General features: G+C 34.5%; 19 protein-coding genes and 1 pseudogene. 11 read left to right on the top strand and 9 right to left on the bottom strand.

The window, feature by feature from the left end; genetic code table 11:
- Positions 1–7 precede the first annotated feature (7 nt).
- The 6 genes and pseudogenes from V5E38_RS12355 to V5E38_RS12330 all read left to right on the top strand — a co-directional run bounded on the left by V5E38_RS12355 (position 8) and on the right by V5E38_RS12330 (position 4,494).
- Positions 8–784 carry a 2-keto-4-pentenoate hydratase gene (locus V5E38_RS12355; RefSeq protein ID WP_499213570.1) on the top strand — a complete coding sequence of 259 codons (777 nt, stop codon included), beginning with the start codon at positions 8–10 and terminating at the stop codon, positions 782–784.
- A 14-nt stretch (positions 785–798) separates the two neighbouring features.
- Positions 799–1,680: an acetylating acetaldehyde dehydrogenase gene (locus tag V5E38_RS12350; RefSeq protein ID WP_499210249.1), complete on the top strand. Its 882-nt coding sequence runs from the start codon at positions 799–801 to the stop codon at positions 1,678–1,680.
- Between the two features lie 30 nt (positions 1,681–1,710).
- The gene (gene dmpG / locus V5E38_RS12345) at positions 1,711–2,730 is read left to right on the top strand and encodes a 4-hydroxy-2-oxovalerate aldolase (RefSeq protein WP_499210248.1); all 1,020 of its coding nucleotides are present in this window, start codon (positions 1,711–1,713) and stop codon (positions 2,728–2,730) included.
- A 16-nt stretch (positions 2,731–2,746) separates the two neighbouring features.
- A complete protein-coding gene (locus V5E38_RS12340) occupies positions 2,747–3,517 on the top strand; it encodes a 2-keto-4-pentenoate hydratase (protein WP_499210247.1) in 771 nt (256 codons plus the stop codon).
- A gap of 6 nt (positions 3,518–3,523) precedes the next feature.
- Positions 3,524–3,706 carry a tautomerase family protein gene (locus V5E38_RS12335; protein ID WP_499210246.1) on the top strand — a complete coding sequence of 61 codons (183 nt, stop codon included), beginning with the start codon at positions 3,524–3,526 and terminating at the stop codon, positions 3,704–3,706.
- Between the two features lie 242 nt (positions 3,707–3,948).
- A pseudogene (locus V5E38_RS12330) lies at positions 3,949–4,494 on the top strand (YwiC-like family protein).
- A 213-nt stretch (positions 4,495–4,707) separates the two neighbouring features.
- Here the strand turns inward: V5E38_RS12330 and V5E38_RS12325 are convergent.
- On the bottom strand, positions 4,708–5,448 hold the full coding sequence (locus V5E38_RS12325; RefSeq protein WP_499210245.1) for an Mrp/NBP35 family ATP-binding protein: 741 nt from the start codon (positions 5,446–5,448) through the stop codon (positions 4,708–4,710).
- A gap of 171 nt (positions 5,449–5,619) precedes the next feature.
- Here V5E38_RS12325 and V5E38_RS12320 point away from each other — a divergent pair, with 171 nt between their 5' ends.
- The 4 genes from V5E38_RS12320 to V5E38_RS12305 are packed head-to-tail and all read left to right on the top strand — an operon-like array spanning position 5,620 to position 10,047.
- Positions 5,620–6,798, top strand: coding sequence for an MFS transporter (locus tag V5E38_RS12320; RefSeq protein WP_499213481.1), 1,179 nt, complete (start codon positions 5,620–5,622; stop codon positions 6,796–6,798).
- Positions 6,795–8,921, top strand: coding sequence for a molybdopterin oxidoreductase family protein (gene fdhF / locus V5E38_RS12315; protein WP_499213480.1), 2,127 nt, complete (start codon positions 6,795–6,797; stop codon positions 8,919–8,921). Before V5E38_RS12320 ends, fdhF begins: the two co-directional genes overlap by 4 nt.
- A gap of 22 nt (positions 8,922–8,943) precedes the next feature.
- Positions 8,944–9,486, top strand: a complete 543-nt coding sequence (locus V5E38_RS12310; protein WP_098809554.1) for a 4Fe-4S dicluster domain-containing protein — start codon at positions 8,944–8,946, stop codon at positions 9,484–9,486.
- Between the two features lie 27 nt (positions 9,487–9,513).
- Positions 9,514–10,047: a QcrA and Rieske domain-containing protein gene (locus V5E38_RS12305; RefSeq protein ID WP_499213479.1), complete on the top strand. Its 534-nt coding sequence runs from the start codon at positions 9,514–9,516 to the stop codon at positions 10,045–10,047.
- A gap of 335 nt (positions 10,048–10,382) precedes the next feature.
- On the opposite strand, the gene V5E38_RS12300 is transcribed toward V5E38_RS12305, so the two are convergent.
- From V5E38_RS12300 to V5E38_RS12285, 4 genes are all read right to left on the bottom strand, one after another.
- Positions 10,383–10,919 carry a hypothetical protein gene (locus tag V5E38_RS12300; RefSeq protein ID WP_499213478.1) on the bottom strand — a complete coding sequence of 179 codons (537 nt, stop codon included), beginning with the start codon at positions 10,917–10,919 and terminating at the stop codon, positions 10,383–10,385.
- Between the two features lie 242 nt (positions 10,920–11,161).
- The gene (locus tag V5E38_RS12295) at positions 11,162–12,670 is read right to left on the bottom strand and encodes a nitrate/nitrite transporter (RefSeq protein ID WP_499213477.1); all 1,509 of its coding nucleotides are present in this window, start codon (positions 12,668–12,670) and stop codon (positions 11,162–11,164) included.
- 129 nt (positions 12,671–12,799) lie between these two features.
- Positions 12,800–13,243 (bottom strand): cyclic nucleotide-binding domain-containing protein, encoded by a 444-nt coding sequence (locus V5E38_RS12290; protein ID WP_499213476.1) that lies wholly within the window; start codon positions 13,241–13,243, stop codon positions 12,800–12,802.
- A gap of 284 nt (positions 13,244–13,527) precedes the next feature.
- Positions 13,528–14,244, bottom strand: a complete 717-nt coding sequence (locus tag V5E38_RS12285; protein WP_499213475.1) for a Crp/Fnr family transcriptional regulator — start codon at positions 14,242–14,244, stop codon at positions 13,528–13,530.
- A gap of 309 nt (positions 14,245–14,553) precedes the next feature.
- Here V5E38_RS12285 and moaA point away from each other — a divergent pair, with 309 nt between their 5' ends.
- Positions 14,554–15,561 carry a GTP 3',8-cyclase MoaA gene (gene moaA / locus V5E38_RS12280; RefSeq protein ID WP_499213474.1) on the top strand — a complete coding sequence of 336 codons (1,008 nt, stop codon included), beginning with the start codon at positions 14,554–14,556 and terminating at the stop codon, positions 15,559–15,561.
- A 219-nt stretch (positions 15,562–15,780) separates the two neighbouring features.
- On the opposite strand, the gene hcp is transcribed toward moaA, so the two are convergent.
- From hcp to V5E38_RS12260, 4 genes are all read right to left on the bottom strand, one after another.
- Complete coding sequence (gene hcp / locus V5E38_RS12275) at positions 15,781–17,070, bottom strand: hydroxylamine reductase (RefSeq protein ID WP_499213473.1); 1,290 nt, start codon at positions 17,068–17,070, stop codon at positions 15,781–15,783.
- Between the two features lie 289 nt (positions 17,071–17,359).
- A complete protein-coding gene (locus tag V5E38_RS12270; RefSeq protein ID WP_499213472.1) occupies positions 17,360–18,397 on the bottom strand; it encodes a glycerophosphodiester phosphodiesterase in 1,038 nt (345 codons plus the stop codon).
- Between the two features lie 217 nt (positions 18,398–18,614).
- A complete protein-coding gene (locus V5E38_RS12265; protein ID WP_097974719.1) occupies positions 18,615–20,132 on the bottom strand; it encodes an MDR family MFS transporter in 1,518 nt (505 codons plus the stop codon).
- On the bottom strand, positions 20,132–20,608 hold the full coding sequence (locus V5E38_RS12260) for a MarR family winged helix-turn-helix transcriptional regulator (protein WP_097974721.1): 477 nt from the start codon (positions 20,606–20,608) through the stop codon (positions 20,132–20,134). Before V5E38_RS12260 ends, V5E38_RS12265 begins: the two co-directional genes overlap by 1 nt.
- Positions 20,609–20,910: the final 302 nt, after the last annotated feature.

Below are 20,910 nucleotides of genomic sequence, written 5' to 3'. Positions count from 1 at the left end.
AGTGAAGATTACTAGTGTAGACGAGCTAACAATTCTGCTGCAAGAAGCAGAAGAGAGTGGAGTTAGTATAAAAGCTTTAACTGAGATTTACCCTGGATTAACTGAAAGGGAAGCCTATCAAATTCAATTAACAAATATCGATGACAAATTGAAAAAAGGGCAGAAAATTATCGGTAAAAAAATTGGATTAACTTCGATTGCTATGCAGGAGTTATTAGGGGTAGATGAACCAGATTACGGTCACTTACTAACAGATATGAATATTCCTAATTTCGGTGAAGTACAAGTTGCAAATATGATTTTACCAAAAGTAGAAGCTGAAATTGCATTTGTCTTAAAAAAAGATTTAATCGGTCCAAATATTAAATTTGAGGATGTAGTGAATGCAACAGATTATATTGTGCCTGCAATAGAGGTAGTTGATAGTAGAATCGAAAATTGGAAAATTCGATTAGAGGATACAGTTGCCGATAACGCATCATCATGCTTATTTGTTCTTGGCAATGAGCGTTTCGATGTAAAGGAAGTTGACTTACCGAATGTTACGATGGAATTATATCGTAACGAAGAATTGATGAATTCAGGTAAGGGAGAGGCAGTATTAGGAAACCCAATCCATTGTGTAGCATGGTTAGCCAATAAATTAAGTGAATTTGGAATCGCTCTAAATGCAGGAGAAATTATTTTATCAGGAGCTTTATCAGCTGCAATTAATGTAAATGCTGGGGACTTATTTACTGCGAAGTTTCCATTATTAGGTGACGTCTCGATTTCATTTAAATAAATGAGGTGGTAATTATGAATAAGTTAAAAGTTGGAATCATTGGTTCGGGGAATATTGGAACAGATTTAATGATGAAATTACAGAATAATCCATTTCTAGAATTAACAACGATGATCGGAATTGATCCAGAATCTGACGGGTTAAATCGTGCAAAAGAATTAGGAATTGAAGTAATCGATAATGGAATTCAAGGATTCATTGAACGAAAAGAACTGGCTGATTTATTGTTTGATGCAACTTCCGCTAAAGCTCATTTTCATCATGCAAAAGTACTTGGTGAATTAAAGAAGCGCGTGATTGATTTAACGCCAGCCGCAATTGGACCATTTGTCGTACCACCTGTAAATTTAGGTTCACATATAGTCGAAAGCAATGTCAATTTAATAACATGTGGTGGGCAAGCAACGATCCCAATCGTTCATGCGGTAGGTCAAATCGCAGAGGTTGAGTACGCAGAAATCGTTGCTACAATTAGCTCAAGAAGTGCCGGACCTGGTACACGAGCAAATATCGATGAGTTTACTGTAACAACGGCTCGAGGACTTGAAGAAATTGGTGGAGCTAAAAAAGGAAAAGCGATCATTATTTTAAATCCGGCAGAACCACCAATTATGATGAGAGATACAGTTTATTGCAAAGTTACGAATGAAGATTTTAACCAAGAAAGGATGATTCATTCCGTTAAGCAAATGGTGAAAAAGGTTCAAGCTTATGTACCAGGATACCGTTTAAGAATGGACCCAATTATAGATGGTTCAACTGTAACTGTTTATTTAGAAGTTCAAGGATCAGGGGACTACTTACCTAGCTATGCAGGAAACTTAGATATTATGACTGCATCAGCAGTAAAAGTAGCAGAAGAGATTGCACAATATGAAGTGGTAAAAACGGTTTAAAAAAGTGCCTAAAGAAAGTGAGGGAGTGCAATGTTTGGAAGAGAAGTCATTATAACTGAAGTAGCACTTCGAGATGGAAGTCATGCAATTGCTCATTCGTATACAGTAGATCAAGTCGTTCGAATTACGAAGGCTCTTGATGATGCAAAAATGCCTTTTATTGAAGTATCACATGGAGATGGTTTAGGTGGTTCTTCATTACAATATGGTTTATCAACAACGAATGAATTTAAATTGATCGAAGCAGCGGTCAATTCATGTAATCATTCAAAGATTGCTGTCTTACTATTACCTGGTATTGGAACAGTAAAGGAATTAAAAACGGCAGCAAAAATTGGAGCAAAAATGGCTCGTATAGCTACCCATGTTACTGAAGCTGATGTTTCGAAACAACATATTTCTATGTCAAAAGAGCTTGGATTAGAAACTGTTGGATTTTTAATGATGTCCCATATGGCACCAGTTGAAAAATTAGTTGAACAAGCCAAATTGATGGAAAGTTATGGTGCGGATGTCGTCTATATGGTTGACTCTGCAGGAGCGTTTCTTCCACATGAAGTAAAAGGACGTATTGCTGCTTTACGAGGGTCTCTTGATATTGAAGTTGGATTCCATGCACATAATAATCTTTCTTTAGCGATGGCTAATACACTAGTAGCGATTGAAGAAGGAGCTACTAGAATTGATGGAAGTGTACGCTGCTTAGGTGCAGGTGCGGGAAATACACAAACTGAAGTGTTAATTGGTGTATTAGAGCGATTAGGAATCAAGACAGGAATTGATTTCTATAAGATGATGGACTTAGCAGAGGAGATTGTTGCACCAATTCTCCAAACACCACAAGAGATTACTAAAGGTAGTCTAATTTTAGGCTATGCAGGAGTGTATTCTAGTTTTCTATTACATGCCAATCGAGCAGCTAAAAAATGGAATGTTGATGCAAGAGATATCTTAATTGAATTAGGAAAACAAAAAGTAGTCGGTGGGCAAGAGGATATGATTCAAGAAGTTGCTTGTATGTTAGCAAATAAAAAATTGTCTGTTTTTTGAGAGGAGACGAAGAAAAATGATTACTGAAATCGCGAATAAAATATATATGCACCAAAAAAACGGTCTAGAGATGGATAAAATTACGATTGAACATCCAGAATTAAACGTGAATAATGCTTACGAAATTCAAAAATTAAGTATTGATCATGCGATTAAAAATGGTGATCCATTAATTGGTTGGAAAATGGGATTAACAAGTATTGCTAAACAAAAATCTGTTAATGTTGATGAGCCGATTTATGGACGCTTAACAAAATCGATGGAATTAGAAGAAAATAAATTAAAGATGGAAGGTTCAATTCATCCGAGGGTTGAGCCAGAAATCGCTTTTATGATTAACAAGCCATTATTTGGACATGATGTAACAGCAAAAGATGTATGGGAAGCAACTGAGTATATTGTACCTGCATTAGAAGTAATCGATAGTCGATATAAAAACTTCTCATTTACACTGACAGATGTCGTAGCAGATAATGCATCTTCATCAAAATTTATCATTGGTAAACAACACTATTCACCTACATATACTTCTTGGGATGAAATTAATGTTGAATTATATAAAAATGGGGTTAAAGTACAAAGTGGAGTAAGTTCTGATGTACTAGATCATCCTGTAGAATCCGTCGTAAAGTTAGTGCAGATGCTAAGTAAAAACGGCGAACAAATTGAACCAGGGATGATTATCTTAACAGGTGGTATTACAGAAGCGATCCACGTTGAAGAGGGCGATGTTGTAGAAGCGCACTTTGATGGAATCGAGACAATGAAACTACAAGTAACGAGCTAATAAACTATGCCAATCATTCAAATTCAATTGATTGAAGGTAGAAGTACAGCATTAAAAAAACAATTAATGAGAGAAATAAATGAAGTTGTTTGTCGTACATTGGTTGTTCAGCCAGCACAAGTAAGAATTTTAATAAATGAATTCGAAAAAGAAAATTGGTCCGTTGGTGGAGTTGCAAAGGATGAATAAAAAAAGTCCCTTTTTTAAGGGGCTTTTTGCTTGTTGGGAATCGCTCTATAGTTTAGGGTCCATTAAAGTAAATAGATCTTTATGAAATTCTTAAACATAAAAAAATAGTGAACTAAATCACAGATAACCCATTATTGTTTCAGTATGATGTAGGAATAATAAGGAAAGTGGGTGCTAAATTGTGAAATTAGTAGTTCCAAACTAACACGGTGCTTGGGCAATGCTTTTAATTCCTTATATACTTGGAGTTTGTCGCAAGTTCATTTCGTTTAATTCATATCCCTTTATTTATAGGTTGGTTTTTTTTATACCTTACAACCTATCCTTTGATTATGGTGACCAAAGGGAAACAAGTGTCATTTTATTTTAATTGAGCGGTAGGATATTTTTTCATTTCATTCGTATTTTTAGGACTCGTGATGTTTGTTGAGTGGAGATTGATATACTTCGGTTTAGCGATGATTCCATTCTTTTTATTAAACATATACTTCGTTAAGAGAAAAAACGAACGAGCCTTTACGAATGATATGATTGTAATTGGTGTTTTTTGTATAGGTGGATTGGCTAGTTTTTATATAGGAAAGGGGGCACTTACAAGCGAAGGCTGGAGTGTAGCACTCTTCGTATTTTTATTCTTTTTAGGAAGCACATTTTTTGTAAAATCAATGATTCGAGAAAAAAAGAATAAGAGATTTCGTTGGTATTCGTGGGGATACCATTTTTATCGTTCTATTATTTATTTTTACTTTAAAAGAATCTTGGCTTTGGATTCTCCCTTTTGCTCCTAGTTTGATAAGAGCAATTTCCCTGCACAATAAAAAACTTACTATTATACAATTAGGGGTCATTGAGATTATCAATTCTATCATATTCTTAGTGGTAACTAGCTTGCTGTTGTTGTAGATTTAGTTCATTTATAATTCAAAGGTTCAACATATAAAAGCGACTTCTGCTAATTGAAGTCGCTATTTTAGTATAGTTCAATCCCTTATAACATCATTTTAAGCGTTAAATTTCAGATTAATAGTTGTAGCTAACTCTTTATAATGAAGAAATAATCTAGTATTCTCATCGTATATGGACGGAGTAGGAGAATTCTCGATAACTTCCTCGATCGGAAGTTTGGCAAGTACTTCAGTTCCTAATCGGTCGGCTAATAAATCGCCACCTCCTTTTCCGAATATGTAGTACTTTTCGGAATGATCTATAGGTTGGAAATAAGACATATTTTCAACTACTCCAAGAATTTCATGATTTGCTTTTTGGGCCATCGTACCTGCTCTCTCGGCGACAATTGATGCTGTTTGATGAGGGGTAGTGACAATAATTTCTTTACTATGAGGAATAATGTGATGCATATCGAGTGCAATATCACCAGTCCCTGGAGGCATGTCTAGAATGCAAAAGTCTAATTCTCCCCAAATGACATCTTTACTGAAATGCTCAACCATTTTTCCTAACATAGGGCCTCTCCAAACAACTGGATCATTGTTTTTGATGAAAAAACCCATAGAAATAATTTTTACTCCGTGTGACTCCACAGGGATGATTTTTCCGTTAAAAATTTTTGGACTGATGACAATATTCATCATTTTAGGAATGCTAAATCCATAAATATCTAGGTCAATTAAAGCAACTTTTTTGCCCTGAATTGCAAGGGAAACTGCAAGATTTGTCGCTACGGTTGACTTACCTACCCCACCTTTTCCACTTGTTATAGCGATTACATTACCTGATAACATGTTCACACCTCTTTTTAAATTTTAAGGGTCTATTGTGTGATGTACTTCACAGTCTTGGAATTAGTCTTTCTGTACAATTATGACAAAGAAGAAGACTTCATCATGTACCCAATTTTATCAATTAATCAGGCACTTCGATGTTAAAAAAGTCACATGGAGGTTGAACATGAGATGAGAAAATCCCTCGAGCGCTCATTTTACTCAAAAATCAGTATGTATTCATTTTTTATTATTTTACTTCTACTCTTTACAACATGGGTTGGAACGGATCGGTTTTTACACTTCGATATGGCATTAATGGGTTATTTTATTTCTTCGCTCATTTTTGCAGTAGGCTTAACGATTAGGATGTCAGCGTGGCTGATTAGGCCGGCAACACATCAGGTTATAAAGCGAAGTTTAAAAAATTTAAAAGAAAATACAAGGAAAAAACGTAATCTAGTATCGATCACCAAAACAGCGTTTGAAAATATTTTCTTACAGAAATTTATTTTTAAAAGGGGTATATACAGGGGTGTACAGCATTTTCTAATTTCTTGGGGGTGCATTGGTTCCTTTGCAATCACCTTTGGATTGACATTTGGTTGGATGCACTTTGAGCTCGTTGATTCAAATACATATACGATTGTCGTTATGGGTGTAGATACCATTACAATGGCGGCACACGGTATATTCGCTGAAATGGTTTACAACGGGCTAAACATTACAGCTAGTATGGTTCTTATTGGTGTAATCATGGCAATCGTTAGAAGAATTAGGAGCCAAGATGTGAAGGTGACACAACGAGCTGAATTTGATTTATTACCTTTATATTTACTACTAGCTGTAACAGTGACGGGGCTTCTATTAACTGTTTCATATGTACTTTTAGATGGTTGGATGCATCATTACTTAACACTTATTCACCAAGTCTCAGTCGTTATTTTACTTATCTATTTTCCATTCGGAAAGTTATTTCATTTACCAATCCGTCCATTAGCAACAGCAGTTCCAATGAACTATCAACAAGAACTTAAGGTTGATACAAGGCCATGTAAAAGATGTGGGACACTCTATAGTTCTGATGATCAAATTAGCGATGTAAAAGATATATTAGCTGCCCAAAGCTTTGATTTGCAACTTGAAGATAGAAGTTATCTCTCAGACTATTGTTTACCATGTCGAAGAAGAATCAGAGTTATGAAACAACTAAATTCAGAGCCACATCTTAAAAACAGTGATCCAATATCTACATTAAATGGAATTCAAATGTCTGGTTTTAGTAAAAAAAGATCAGATGACTATTATTGCTTTCCAGAGGAAGTACAAAAAGATATTAATCTATATAAAAAAGGGGATCGTGAAGAATGAGTCAATACATCGTCAAAGAAGGTGTTAAAAACCTTCAAAAACCAGGTGAAAAACTAATTACTACCCATTGTTGTTATTGTGGTATGCAGTGTGGAATGCATATACGGGTGAATGAGAAAACAGGAAAGGTAGTTGGGGTAGAGCCAAGATATGATTGGCCAGTTACAAGAGGGAAAATGTGTCCAAAAGGAGTAACAGCATACCAAACTGTTGAGCACGATGAACGAATCCTTACACCACTTATTAAGAAAAACGGTGAATTTATTAAAGCTACTTGGAAAGAAGCGCTAGACCTTATAGAAGAAAACTTTAAACGGATCCAAAAAGAAAGTGGGAGAGACGCTTTATCTGTTTTTGGTGGGGTATCTATGACGAATGAAAAATGTTATTTAGTCGGTAAATATGCGAGAGTTGGTCTTGGTACAAGGTTTATTGATTACAATGGTCGATTCTGTATGAGCTCTGCTGCAGGTGGATTCCTCAAAACACTCGGAACTGACAGAGGTTCAACCCTTCCATGGCCTGAATTAGAACATACGGATTGTTTCTTTATCGCTGGTTCAAATACAGCCGAGTGTCATCCTACGAGCATTCAATGGTTGTGGAGAGCAAAGGACAAGGGAGCTAAACTGATTGTAGCAGATCCACGAGAGACTCCAACAGCACGTGTTGCAGATGTACATTTAAATTTAAAGCCAGGTACAGACTCTGCATTGGCGAACGGAATGCTTCATCTACTCATTAAAAATGGCTATGTAGATTATGACTATGTAAATGAAAGATGTAATAATTTTGAAGAACTAAAGAAATCAGTTGAAAAGTTTACACCCGAATATACTTCAAAGATAACAGGCGTGTCGGTTGGGAAAATCGTAAAAGCCGCTCATATATATGGACTATCTCAAAAATCAGTTGTTATGTTTGCAAGAGGTGTTGAGCAACAGTCAAAAGGTGTAGATAATGTTTCACTTTATACATCGATGGCATTGCTTAGGGGACAAATAGGTAGATTTGCTTCGGGGGTTGCTACTTTTACTGGTCAAGGAAATGGTCAAGGAGGAAGAGAACACGGGCAAAAAGCTGATCTTTTACCAGGATATAGGAAGCTAACCGATCCAGAAGCGGTGAAGTATGTATCAAAAGTATGGGGAATCGATCCAAACGAAATGCCAAAGCCTGGTGTTTCTGCTTATGAAATGTTTGATGAAATTCAAAAAGGCAACATTCGTGGGATGCATGTTATTTGTAGTAACCCCGCAGTTTCTGCGCCGAATCTAGAACATATTTGGAACGGGTTTAGGAAGCTTGATTTCTTAGTTGTCAGTGATTTCTTCTTATCTGAAACAGCAGAGTTTGCAGACGTAGTATTACCAGCCACTACTTGGGCAGAGGATGAAGGAACAACAACCAATCTAGAAGGGCGAGTGATTCGAATCCGTAAAGTACGTGAACCTTTAGGCGAATCAAAGCCAGATTGGGAGATTGTTAGCTTAATTGCCGAACGAATGGGCAAAAGTAAATATTTTCCATATAAAAATGCTGAAGAAGTTTTTGAAGAATTTCGCTTAGCCACTAAAGGTGGGAAAGCAGATTATTACGGAATAACATGGGATCGAATTGATAAAGAAGACGGAGTGTTTTGGCCTTGTCCTTCCGAAGACCATCCAGGAACTCCAACGATGTTTATAGACCAGTTTGGAACGCCAGACGGAAAAGCTAATCTCCCTTGCGTTGAGTGGAAAGAAGCAGGTGAAACTCCAACGAAGGAGTATCCTTTGTTCTTAACGACAGGAAGGGTAGTGTTTCACTATTTATCTGGTGCTCAAACAAGAAGAGTCAAATTTCTTATGGAACAATGTCCAGAGCCATTTGCTGAGATGCATCCGGCACTTGCAAGCCAATATGGACTGGAGAATGGCGACCTTGTAAAGTTGATCACACCTCGCTCTCAAATGCTTGTAAAAACGAAATTAACAAAAGCTACGAGAAGAGATACGGTATTTGTTCCTTATCATTGGGGAAAAGAATTAGCGGTCAATCAATTAACCAATCCATGTTTAGATCCGATTTCGAGAATGCCAGAATTTAAAGTATGCTCACTGAAGATTGAGAAATATAAATAACTTTTGAATGGAGTCGGGATAGATGAATAAAATCATGTATTTAGAATTTGAGCGATGTATTGGATGTCGTTCTTGTCAAGCAGCTTGCCGAGAATGCGGAGATCATGACGCAAAAGAAAGAAACTATGTAGAATATGTTGATTTCATGGAAAGTCGTCAAACCTATCCGATGCTTTGTATGCAATGTAAAGATCCAGCCTGTGCCCGTGTTTGTCCTGCAAATGCCATTCAAATAACAGAAGAAGGTGTAGTTCTTTCAGCTATGGAAGAGAAATGTATTGGATGTAGAAATTGTACTTTTGGATGTCCGTTCGGTATTCCAAAGTTCGATTTTGAAGAAAATAAAATGTACAAATGTGACATGTGCTACGATCGCTCAAAATACGATATTGCACCAATGTGTGCTTCTGTATGTCCTAGTGATGCGATTCGTTTTATTGACTTCGATGAAATGCAGCAGCTACGTAGAAAAAGATCTCAGATGAATCTCGTTGAAGGTAAAAAACCACAAGAAGGAAATAAGTGGGAATATGTTCCAGAATTCTTTGGAGTATATACAGAATAACAACATAAGGCGAAAGGAGACGTACCTATGCCTCAAGAAAATAAAGGTAAACGAAATGTAAAAGAAACAAATGATGATATGATTAACTTAATCGATAACTTAAACAGAAATGAAGATTTAAAATTAAACAGAAGATCCTTTCTGAAATCCGTTGTAGGTGCTTCTGTTACTCTTGGTTTAGCAACTGTTCCATTTTCAGCTATTGCCCTTAATAACAAGAAAGAAGATTTAAACAGACAAAAGATTATCAGTTTGAGAGACTTACCAAAAGATAGTTCAATAAACTTTAATTATCCAACAGCAGATGAACCTGCGATACTAGTACACACAAAAGATGGTAATCTAAAGGCCTATAATAATAAATGCACTCATTTACAATGCCCTGTTTTTTATGATAAGGAAGAATCAAAGCTATTGTGCCCTTGTCACCGAGGATTCTTTAGCGTGGACAATGGTCAGCCTCTAGCTGGTCCACCTCAGCGTGAATTACCACTGATTGAATTAGAAGTAAAAAATGGAGTTGTTTACGCAGTTGGAAGGAAAGTCCGTCATGGTTCATAAAAAATATTGGATAATCATATTTATAACTTTAATTGTTAACGTAGTAATGCTTCAATTGACGATTGAGTCTTTTTATGGTGAAAATTATGAACATGTTAGGTTATTTTCTGTTATAGGAGTTCTTTCTGCTATAGTTTGCTTTCTTACTTACTTAAAATGGAGAAAGAAAGAATATCGAAAATAATCAAGGTTAACAGATAGAGTGTATGCAGGAAAGTAATAATAAAAATCCCCCGGTTAAAAATAACTGGGGGATTATTTTTGTGGATTTTACTATATACAAAAAACAGATCAATAATAGAGTTTGCGCTTTAAAATATGTTAAGTATATTCAGTTACCATTCGTTTGTTGCTTCAATTAATAAATTGCTTCCTTTAAAGGACCTCTCACCAAAGTGTGTAATCAATGTACATTCTGTAATATTTGAAGACTGATCAAACATCGTGTAGCTAATAAACATACCAGAGGCAATTTCTTTATTTGTTTCATCGAATACTTGTACCTTTTTTCCTTCTAAACTACGTAGTTTCGCTTTTTGAAGAAAGGCAACCCAATATTCCCAATTTGAAATGAGGTATGCTCCTTCTCCATTTGTTAAGTAGCCTAATAAACTTTGAGAATCATTATATTCAGCATTAAGAACTAGAATAAGATTCTTAATCATATGGTGTACGATTGTATATTGTTTTAGATTTAATTGTGGGGGAATATTGATTTTTAAAGATCTTTTATCAGAATCTATGACAACTTCTAATTTAATGTTACCCTTTGTGTAAAAATACGTTTCTTCTTGAATTCCAAATCCTCTCAAATGAAGAACATCTTCTATTGATAGATCAGGGCTAATAGTGTGTAATTCAACAGTTAACATGATGAATATCTCCTCCTGTGACTTTATCGCTGATAATTGATTCATTCCTAATTATAGAAGATAACGAAGAAAAAGCCTGTGACATTTATTACAGGTAGGTGGGGGAGTATTGTAAACATAGGTCATCACAGAAAAAGAAAGTGGTCCCTATTAAATGGACCACATTATGTAAAGCATCAGATCTTTTATCTTCTTCAGTGAGGTTTTTTACAAGTATGATATAGAATAAACTTCATTTTTAACTAGTTTATTTTACTCTTACTAGTCGATAAATCACAAAACTGACCGATATAATAAATCACTTTGCCATTATCGTTACACACTTGAGTAATCGTCAGCCATTCTAAATAAACTTCACCATTTTTTCGCTTGTTCCAAATTTCACCTTGCCAATTACCTTGATCTTTGAGTTGTTTCCAAAGTTGTACATAGAATGCTTTGTTGTGATGTCCTGATTGAAGGATGCTTGGCTTTTTCCCAATGACTTCTTCTTTATTGTAGCCAGTTACTTTAGTGAAGTAAGGATTTATTTTTTGAATTACTCCTTGATCATTTGTTACCATCATTGCTTGGGCCGTATTTTCTAATATTTTATATTCCGTTTTCAATTTTTCACGGAAAGTCATCCATACTACAATAACAAAACTGAGAAGCGCAAATTCAGATAAAGCCATAAATCCGATCGCATAATGTCCTGTCAAGCTAAAAACAGATGTTAAAATTAATGGAGGGAAGAAGCCTCCTAAACCTCCCATAGCAGCAACCAACCCATTTACAATTCCGGCTTGTTTTGTAAAGTAAAGAGGTACTAATTTAAAGATCGTACCGTTTCCGATCCCTGCACAAACTGCTACTAATAAAACCCCTACAGTATACAGTTTAATAGTAGGAGAAAAAGATAATAGAACGCCAGAGAAAGTTAATCCACCAAAGACAAACAATAATATGTTGAAAGGATTGAATTTATCTGAAAGAAAGCCACCGATTGGTCGGAAGAGTGTTGCTAGAGCAATGAATCCAGCCGTTCGTATACCAGCGTCAACTGGACTTAAATTAAAATTATTAACTAAGAAATTGGGTAAATAGATTGTAAAAGCAACAAATGATCCGAATGTAATGAAATAGAATAAATTTAGTGACCATAAAGTTGAATTACGATAAACCTCTTTTACTTGTTTTACAATCGGAACATTTACTTTCTTCTCATTTTTATCACCAAACAGAAAATTTAATAACGCAAACGCAATTAGTAATACTAAATAAAATCTGACTGTTGTTTCCCAACCAACTGATTTCGCTAAAACAGGTGCGGAAAATGCAGTTATTGCTGTACCGATATTACCAGATCCATAGATTCCATTCACAAAACCATGTTTATTTGAAGAGTAATACTTTGGTAGTGAAGTTACTCCGATTGAAAAGACTGCGCCACCTATACCAACAAACAATCCTCCAATAACTAAATCTAAAAGTGAATCAGCATGACTAATGAAAAATACAGGAAATAAAAGTGCAAGAAAACAGATGGTGAAAATAGGTCTTGCTCCAAATCGATTTGTGTAATACCCGATTGGAATACGTAGGATGCTTCCTAAAATAACAGGGATGGCAGTGACTAAGGAGACTTGACCATTTGTTAATTCAATATCTTGGCGAATATTTGGCATGAGTGAAGAAATGAGTACCCATACCATGAACCCTACGATGAGACTTGATGTTTGAAGAGGTAATTGGATTTTAGAACTTTTCATATAATGATGCCCCTTTCAATGGATCAATAATAAAACTTATTAACTAAATATTACCAATCAATCGAAAGTAATGTTGTGAACTATATCACACAAAGTAGGAAGGATGAATAACTTATTTTTAACTATTCGTTAACTCATCAAATTGAAAATTTCTTCATAAGTACTTAGAAGGTTTTTATGAAAAGAGCGCAAAATATTACGTTTTAAAACAGGATCTTTACAAGCCAATTTTTTTATAAATAAAAATGGGACTTCTAGAAATGTCGTAGATTGGGTAACTTCAAGAAGAATGGAATTGTTAACATGAGTATCCAGAAAGAGACTTGGAAAGCATACATCACTTGATTTTAAGCAGCCAATTTTATATTGAAGACCACTCGATTCTTTCATATGAACTTTTACTTTTCCGGTTAAAATGATAATCATATTTTGTTCATTGTGAATAGTTATATTTTCATTAGTTTCTCTAAAGTATAGATTGGATGCAGCAACTATTTTTTTTAAAAGGTTATGATTGATATCATGAAACAAACAGAGACTTTTCAAATTAAGTAAATAATCAGGTTTATACAATTTTTTTCTCTCCCTATATTACAAGACCATATTTTTTCATCATTATATAAAAACGATTTGAGTAAAACTGTGACTCTTTTCACACAACTAGCTCTAATAATAGCGATAGGATGATTTGAAATCAGTTAAAAGAACGGGGATTTTTGAGTATTTTATAGAAAATTAAAGTAATAAAAAATAAATAACCTTAACTATTTAGAGTCTAAGTTAAGGTTACATATAATTAATAATATTCCGTAAAGGTAAGCTTAAACAGCTTAATACTTTAATTGTCTTAAAGAGAACTAATCTATGTTACATATATCTTTTGGGCAGTTATCACAGCCAATTTCATTTTTAAGAAATTGTAAGTCTTTGATAATAATTTTTCCATCGGGAGAATAACCAATAACATTTTTTTTCTTTAAATCACTTAACATCCGATTAACACTTTCTCTAGTAGCAGCACAAAACTTAGCTAATTCTTGATTAGTAAGATGAATATTAAGAAGAATTCCGTTTTCTATTAATTCTCCATAAGAGTTCGATATACGGATGAGTGTGGAGTAAAGTGCGCCTTTTTTACCGTTTAATACTAAGTCTCGAATCTTAGATTGATTTTTTCTAAGGTGAGTAGAGATCCATTTCATAAATTCAAATGTCAATGGAGCATGGTTAATTAGTTTTTTCTCCAAAATATCTTTAGGAATGACCTGCACTTCTGCTGCTTCTAATGCGTAAGCGCTAAGCATATAAGTCGCATTCTCTGAAAAGAGAGTCAATTCTCCAACTAAGTCATCTTTTTGACAAATGCGAAGATTTAATTCATCACCATTTTGAGTCAGTTTACTTATTTGGATCATTCCTGATTTAATAAGATACAATTCTTTAGCATCTTCTCCTTCTTGAAATAAGAAGGTGCTTTTTTTTACTGCACGAGTTGATCCGATTGACTGTAATAAGGAAGCCAAATCTTTAGAAACGATTGAAAGGTCACTTTTTCTATTATTATTTTTTTCCATCAAAGTATCTCCGCTTCGTTATAGTTGAACATAAATGTTTTTATGTATTTAAACAAGTATTTTATGTATTACATTTAATATTATAATACCATGCGATTGAATAGCATAGAACTCTAAGGAGATAGAATATGAAAATATTGCCGTTAAAGCTCTGAAACTACATTTGGCAAAATGATAAATTAATCGTCCAACAAGATATTCTAGAACATAAATACTAAATAGTTTAAATACAAGGTTGTGACATACATCATACAGTGAAAGAATTTTGTATGCTAATATAGTCGTACAAAAAATAAGGGGTGGAAAAAAATGAAGAATATTCTCGATACCCGCAATCGACCATTACGAGATTTAAGAATATCTGTCACAGACCGTTGTAACTTTAGATGCAGCTACTGTATGCCTAAAAAGATATTTGGAGTTGACTATCCCTTTATGAGTAAAGATGAAATCCTATCCTTTGAGGAGATTGTTCGATTAGCAAAATTATTTGCAAAAATAGGTGTGGAAAAGATTCGGTTAACAGGGGGGGAACCTCTTTTAAGAAAAGATCTACCAATACTGGTTAAACGTCTTTCAAAAATTGAAGGAATTAAATATGTGACGTTAACAACAAATGGTGTATTTTTGGCAAAAAACGCCAAAGCACTTAAAGAAGCCGGAATTTGCAGCGTAAATGTAAGCTTAGACTCTCTGGAAGATAAAGTTTTCATGAAGATAAATAATATGAATATGAGCGTCTCCACAGTTTTAAATGGAATTTTTGTAGCTAGGGAAGAAGGGCTAGAAGTCAAAGTAAATATGGTAGTAAAGAAAGGTCTAAATGATACAGAAGTATTACCAATGGTGCGTTTTTTTAAAGAGAAAAATATTACAATACGATTTATAGAGTATATGGATGTAGGGTGTACAAATGGATGGAATTTTAAAGACGTTATCTCAAAGAAGCAATTATTCGATATGATCCAAGAACAATTTGAGTTGGAGCCAATAGAGCAGGATTTCTTTGGCGAGGTAGCAAAACGATATCGATATAAAGGAACGAATACCGAAGTAGGATTTATCTCATCAGTTACCGAAACCTTCTGCGGTTCATGTACAAGAGCCCGCCTATCTACAGATGGAAAGCTATACACCTGTTTATTCGCTTCAGAAGGGTATGACTTAAGAAAAATGTTGCGTACTGGCGTTACAGATAAATCCATTTCAGCAACAATTCAATCAATATGGGAAAAAAGAGACGACAGATACTCTGAGATCCGTACTGAAGAAAGTCATAAAAATCGTAAAATTGAAATGTCTTATATTGGCGGATAAAAAACAACTATTTTTGTATAGTTGTTTTTTTATAGTCCTCTTTAGGAGATGCAGGAAGGGTGAGACCCCAAAGAATCGGGAAGGCTTTAGCCCATGACTCATGGAAAGCGAGCATTCTGTAGTGGAAATCACCAAGACAATCCTTATTTAAATGACAACTTTTTTTCAATAGCAAAAAGAACTTCTCATGTAAGAGAAGTTCCTTGTTCAATTAGGCTATTAGCCTTGTAATATAGCTTTTAAATCGTCTTGTGCATTTGTAATTAATTTTAAGCCAAATGCATCAACTAATACATTTAATACGCCTTCATTAATGAAGTCAGGTGCTTTTGGTCCGATTCGAATGTCTTGGATTCCTAGACTAAATAAACCTAATAAAATGGCTACAGCTTTTTGCTCAAACCAAGAAAGTATAATGCTCACTGGTAATTCATTGACACTACAATTAAAGCTTTTTGCTAATGCAGCCGCAATTTTAATTGTTGAAATTGAATTATTACATTGCCCTAAATCTATAAATCTAGGAATATTTGTACCAGTTACAGTACCGTAGTCTACATCATTAAATCGAAATTTACCGCAAGATGTTGTTAAAACTACTGTATCATTTGGTAAAGAAGTTACAAGCTCACGATAATATTCTCCACCTTTACCTGGGGCGTCACAACCTGCTACAACAAAGAAGCGTTGAATCTTTCCATTTTTTACAGCTTCTACAATTTCAGGCGCAATAGACAAAACTGTTTCGTGATGATAACCAGTAGTCATTACTTCTTCTGATTCGATATTTGCTGCTGGTAGTTCTAATGCACGTTGAATTAGTGGTGAAAAATCTTCCTCTATAATCTTAGTTACTCCTTCTAATCCCGCGACTTCATATGAGAAGAAGCGATCTGCATAACTACCTTTTATTGGCATCACACAGTTTGTGGTTGCTAAAATCGCTCCTGGGAATTTTTCAAATAAACGACGTTGATCAAACCAAGCTTTTCCGATGTTCCCCTTTAAATGTGGATATTTTTTCAATGCTGGATAACCGTGAGCCGGTAGCATTTCAGAGTGAGTGTAAATATGTATACCTTTACCCTCTGTTTGTTTTAACAATTCTTCTAATGCAAATAAATTGTGACCAGTAACAACAATGCATTTTCCTTCAATTCTATTAGAAGAAACTTGTACAGGTTCAGGAATTCCAAAATGTTTAATATGAGCTTCATCTAAAAGCTCCATTACACGAATTGCGGCTTGACCTACTTTCATAGCCATATCTATGTGTTCTTGTAAGTTAAAATTAGAATTTGTTAAAGTCATATATAGAGCTTCATGTGTTACTTGGTCAACAAATGGATCAGTATACCCTAATTGAGCTGCATGTGTTCGATAAGCTGCAATTCCCTTTAATCCATAAACCATCGTATCTTGTAAACTTGCAATTGTTTCATCTTTTCCACATACACCTACAATTTTACAACCACCAACCGGAGTTTGTTCACATTGGTTACAAAACATCATTCATCCCCCTAACAATTTGAATAAACTTATTATATGGCGGGATATAATCATTGTTTGTGACTTAAATCACATGAAATCGATAAATTAAAAAATAAATTATTTTAAATAAAAAAGTTATAAAATCAAATAAGATCCATAGAAAACAAATAGAGAGCGAGAAAAATTTATCTTCTAATAAAAAAGGTGCCTTAATAGACACCCTTTTTTTCAAAATCAACATTAAGATTATACAAAGCACTGATTTTTATATAATGAGAGAATAATAAACTAAATTTAAATATATGAATTACTTTGCAGAGTAGCTTTTAGGTAACTTAAAATGATACTGATTCATCACATCACGTAGTCGGTCAGGATAATCCGTTATGATTCCATCGACACCATCATCAATAAGCTTTTGCATAGTTGGCTGGTCGTCAACTGTCCATGGAATGACCTTCATACCGTACTGGTGAGCTTCTTGAACCATACTTTTAGTAATATAAGGCGTGTAGTTCGAATCAGTAATTTTGCCATCCTGTGGGAATCCATGGACTGGAGAAATTGCATCTACACCTAATGAATGAGCCGCAGCAACGAGATTTCCATCAAAATCATCTATATCGATTCCACCTAACCAAGGTGATTTACCAGGTTTGCCAGGTTGTAGAAATTCTGGTCCGTTCGTTAGCGCAACAAGAGGCAATCGAGGTTCAACTTCATTCATAAGCTTGAGCGAACCCCAGTCAAAGCTTTGAATTGATACTTGGTTCAACATCCCAGCTTCACGTACTTGTTTGGCAACGATTTGAACAAATTCTTCTCGAGGAGCTGTTTGTTCTGGTGCTCCAGCTTCAACTTTCGTTTCGATATTCATCCACACTTTTTTAGCTTTGTATTTCTTTACAAGATCAAATACCTCGGTTAACAGTGGCATACGAGCACCAGGACTTAGTTGCTGGCCAGGGAATTGGGGTAGACCTTTTGAACCACAATCGAGCGTTCTTACTTGAGCTAGCGTTAAATCTTTTATGTATTTACCAACGTAGGGGTACTCTGAATCGCCAACGAATGCTGGCTTTGTGTCAGAACATTTTGTACTAGAAATCTTACGATCGTGCGTAATAACAGCTTGATGATCCTCAGTTATTTGTACGTCAAGCTCAAGGGTGCTTACGCCGAGTTCAAGTGCATGTGAGAATGAAGCTATAGTTGATTCAACTGTAAGCCCCAGTCCTCCACGGTGTGCTTGAAGGTCAAATCCTTTTGGTCCAAATGACTTAAACGTATTCTGGTGCACAGATATTGTTTGTGCTGAAACTTGGCTAACTCCTGAATATACCATTAGTGATGTCATTGCTGCTAAAATTAACTTTTTCCTATTCAGTTTTAATCATCTCCTCATATCAATCTATTACTCTTTAAGAATAGTTGACGAATTTAAAGTTGAAATGATTAAAATAATAAATAAAAGTAAATAAATGTTGAAAAATGTAAAAATAATTAGTTTTTTATAGAAAAAAATAAGCCAAATCCATTTTAAATAGGATTTGGCTTTATTTTTATTGAGCTTTTTTCGCTCTATTTTCTTTTACTTCAAAAGTTAACTTTTCTTTACCCATTAAGATAATCGCGATAAAACCTAAAGTAATTGGAATAAGTGTCCATTTAAAAGTGGTCGCAACAGAATGGGCCATTGCTTCTGAGATTTTATGCAGTACTTCTGGTGGAATTTTAGCTCTTGCATCAGCAGATAATAATGCACGTGAGTCAACTTTTCCGCCGAATGCACCTAAATTACCAAGTAAATCACTTAATTTATTTTTAAATACGTGGTTTTGAATTGTTCCAAAAATAGTAACACCAATTGTCATACCTAATGTTCTAAAGAAAGTATTTGTTGATGTAGCGATGCCTCGTTTTTGAGGTTCGATTTTGTGTTGAGTTGCCATACTTAATAATGAGAATGAACAACCCATTCCAAGACCAGCGATAATCATATAAAACGTTACTGTTGATCGAGCTGTATTAGTATCTAATGTACTTAATAAATACATTCCAATAAAGAATAAAACAACTGAAACTAACATGATGCTTCTATAACTAAATTTACGTACCGATTGTCCCGCTACCTGGCTACCTACAACTGAACCAAGCATCATCGGAATAAGAATGATACCAGAATTTGTAGCTGTACCACCATAAACTGATTGAACAAAAAGTGGAATTAATACAGTCGTAATAATAAAAGCAGAACCGTAGAAAAATGCAACACCTTGAGTTGCCGCAAATAGCTGCTTTTTAAATAAGCTAAATGAAATAATTGGCTCTTCAACTTTTCTTTCAATTAGAATAAATGCAATAAACAATACTGCAAAGATGGCAAATAAGGAAATAATTGGACCAGAATTCCAATCGTATTCATTTCCACCTAATTCAAGTGCAAACATTAAACTGACAACTGAACCAACAAGTGTAATTGCACCAAACCAGTCGATTTTAAGTTTTCTAAGGTGCAGATTTTCTTTATAAAACTGAGAAATTAAATATAAAGAAATAATACCTAAAGGTAAGTTGATATAGAAAATCCAACGCCAATCAATTTGATCAGTAATATATGCTCCTAATAGTGGTCCGAATACACTAGAAAGACCAAAAACTGCACCAAATAAACCAGTCATTTTTCCTCGCTTTTCAGGAGGGAAAATATCGAAAATAATTGTAAAGGCTATTGGCATTAATGAACCTCCGCCAATTCCTTGGATCGCACGATAAACACTTAATTGAACAATACTATTTGCTGTTCCACATAATGCTGAACCAATTAAGAAAATTAAAAGCCCTAATAAATAAAATCGTTTACGTCCATACATATCCGATAACTTACCAAAAATCGGCATACTTGCCATAGTAGCAACCAAATATGCAGAGGTTACCCAAATAAATTGGTCTAAACCACCTAGTTCTCCAACAATTGTCGGCATCGAAGCAGAAACAATTGTGTTATCCATAGCCGCCATGAGCATTCCTAATAATAGACCTGCTACGACAAAGCCAACCTTACTGTCTTTTGAAACCATTAAGTTTCCCCCTTATTTAATTCTTTAGTCTCTTTTGGAATCAAATCATTAATATCATTCCAAAATTTAAATAATAACGTTAACTCTTTGTCATCATACTGGTTAAAAATATTAGAAAGAGAGTCAGATAATGGTTTAAAAAGCTCTGCTAATTCATCATCACGTTCATACACAGGTTGAATTATTACTCGTCTACGGTCATTCGGATCTTGAATACGTTCAACAAAATTGACTTTTTCAAGTCGGTCAATAACTCCTGTTATAGCACCAGTAGTTAGATGTGTTAATTGAGATAACTTTCCAGCTGAAATTGGACCAGTATGACAAAGTAACTCTCGACATCGTAAATCAGTCGCATTTAAATGCAGGTTCGAGGCAAGCCCTTCATTAAAAAGAACGATTGAAGTGCTAAATTTTCTAAATTCCATTATTAGAGACGGAATAAATTCACTTCGAATGATTGGGTTTTCTGACATTTCATTCTCTCCTTAAAATAGGAAGTACTATAAAAAGTTAACGTAACTAAATATCTTAGTAACTAAAATAATTATAATGCAAAGAAACCAATAAAAGTAGAAATTGTGAGTATTTTAACCAAAATTTAATTTAGTATTAAATGATGATTTTTAAAACATTTATTAAATGATTTTTAGGTTAAAGGGATTAGTTTATATAAATAGAAAAAGTTTCATTCTAGGTATTTGGAGGTAGGTGAAAAGTCATGATGATTTAGAATCTATTTTTATACACTTATTTCACCCAATTAATTTTTTCAATA

This window comes from Rossellomorea sp. GAMAL-10_SWC, assembly GCF_049568075.1.
In the GTDB taxonomy this organism is placed as follows: Bacteria; Bacillota; Bacilli; order Bacillales; family Bacillaceae_G; genus Gottfriedia.
Note: the sequence above shows the minus strand (reverse complement) of the source record. Positions and strands in the feature narration are given on the sequence as shown.

Excerpts from the sequence above, each read along its gene's own strand:
- V5E38_RS12350 (WP_499210249.1), top strand. The coding sequence starts at position 799 with ATGAATAAGTTAAAAGTTGGAATCATTGGTTCGGGGAATATTGGAACA.
- dmpG (WP_499210248.1), top strand. The coding sequence starts at position 1,711 with ATGTTTGGAAGAGAAGTCATTATAACTGAAGTAGCACTTCGAGATGGA.
- V5E38_RS12340 (WP_499210247.1), top strand. The coding sequence starts at position 2,747 with ATGATTACTGAAATCGCGAATAAAATATATATGCACCAAAAAAACGGT.
- V5E38_RS12335 (WP_499210246.1), top strand. The coding sequence starts at position 3,524 with ATGCCAATCATTCAAATTCAATTGATTGAAGGTAGAAGTACAGCATTA.
- V5E38_RS12325 (WP_499210245.1), bottom strand. The coding sequence starts at position 5,448 with ATGTTATCAGGTAATGTAATCGCTATAACAAGTGGAAAAGGTGGGGTA.
- V5E38_RS12320 (WP_499213481.1), top strand. The coding sequence starts at position 5,620 with ATGAGAAAATCCCTCGAGCGCTCATTTTACTCAAAAATCAGTATGTAT.
- fdhF (WP_499213480.1), top strand. The coding sequence starts at position 6,795 with ATGAGTCAATACATCGTCAAAGAAGGTGTTAAAAACCTTCAAAAACCA.
- V5E38_RS12310 (WP_098809554.1), top strand. The coding sequence starts at position 8,944 with ATGAATAAAATCATGTATTTAGAATTTGAGCGATGTATTGGATGTCGT.
- V5E38_RS12305 (WP_499213479.1), top strand. The coding sequence starts at position 9,514 with ATGCCTCAAGAAAATAAAGGTAAACGAAATGTAAAAGAAACAAATGAT.
- V5E38_RS12300 (WP_499213478.1), bottom strand. The coding sequence starts at position 10,919 with ATGTTAACTGTTGAATTACACACTATTAGCCCTGATCTATCAATAGAA.
- V5E38_RS12295 (WP_499213477.1), bottom strand. The coding sequence starts at position 12,670 with ATGAAAAGTTCTAAAATCCAATTACCTCTTCAAACATCAAGTCTCATC.
- V5E38_RS12285 (WP_499213475.1), bottom strand. The coding sequence starts at position 14,244 with ATGGAAAAAAATAATAATAGAAAAAGTGACCTTTCAATCGTTTCTAAA.
- moaA (WP_499213474.1), top strand. The coding sequence starts at position 14,554 with ATGAAGAATATTCTCGATACCCGCAATCGACCATTACGAGATTTAAGA.
- hcp (WP_499213473.1), bottom strand. The coding sequence starts at position 17,070 with ATGTTTTGTAACCAATGTGAACAAACTCCGGTTGGTGGTTGTAAAATT.
- V5E38_RS12270 (WP_499213472.1), bottom strand. The coding sequence starts at position 18,397 with ATGGTATATTCAGGAGTTAGCCAAGTTTCAGCACAAACAATATCTGTG.
- V5E38_RS12265 (WP_097974719.1), bottom strand. The coding sequence starts at position 20,132 with ATGGTTTCAAAAGACAGTAAGGTTGGCTTTGTCGTAGCAGGTCTATTA.
- V5E38_RS12260 (WP_097974721.1), bottom strand. The coding sequence starts at position 20,608 with ATGTCAGAAAACCCAATCATTCGAAGTGAATTTATTCCGTCTCTAATA.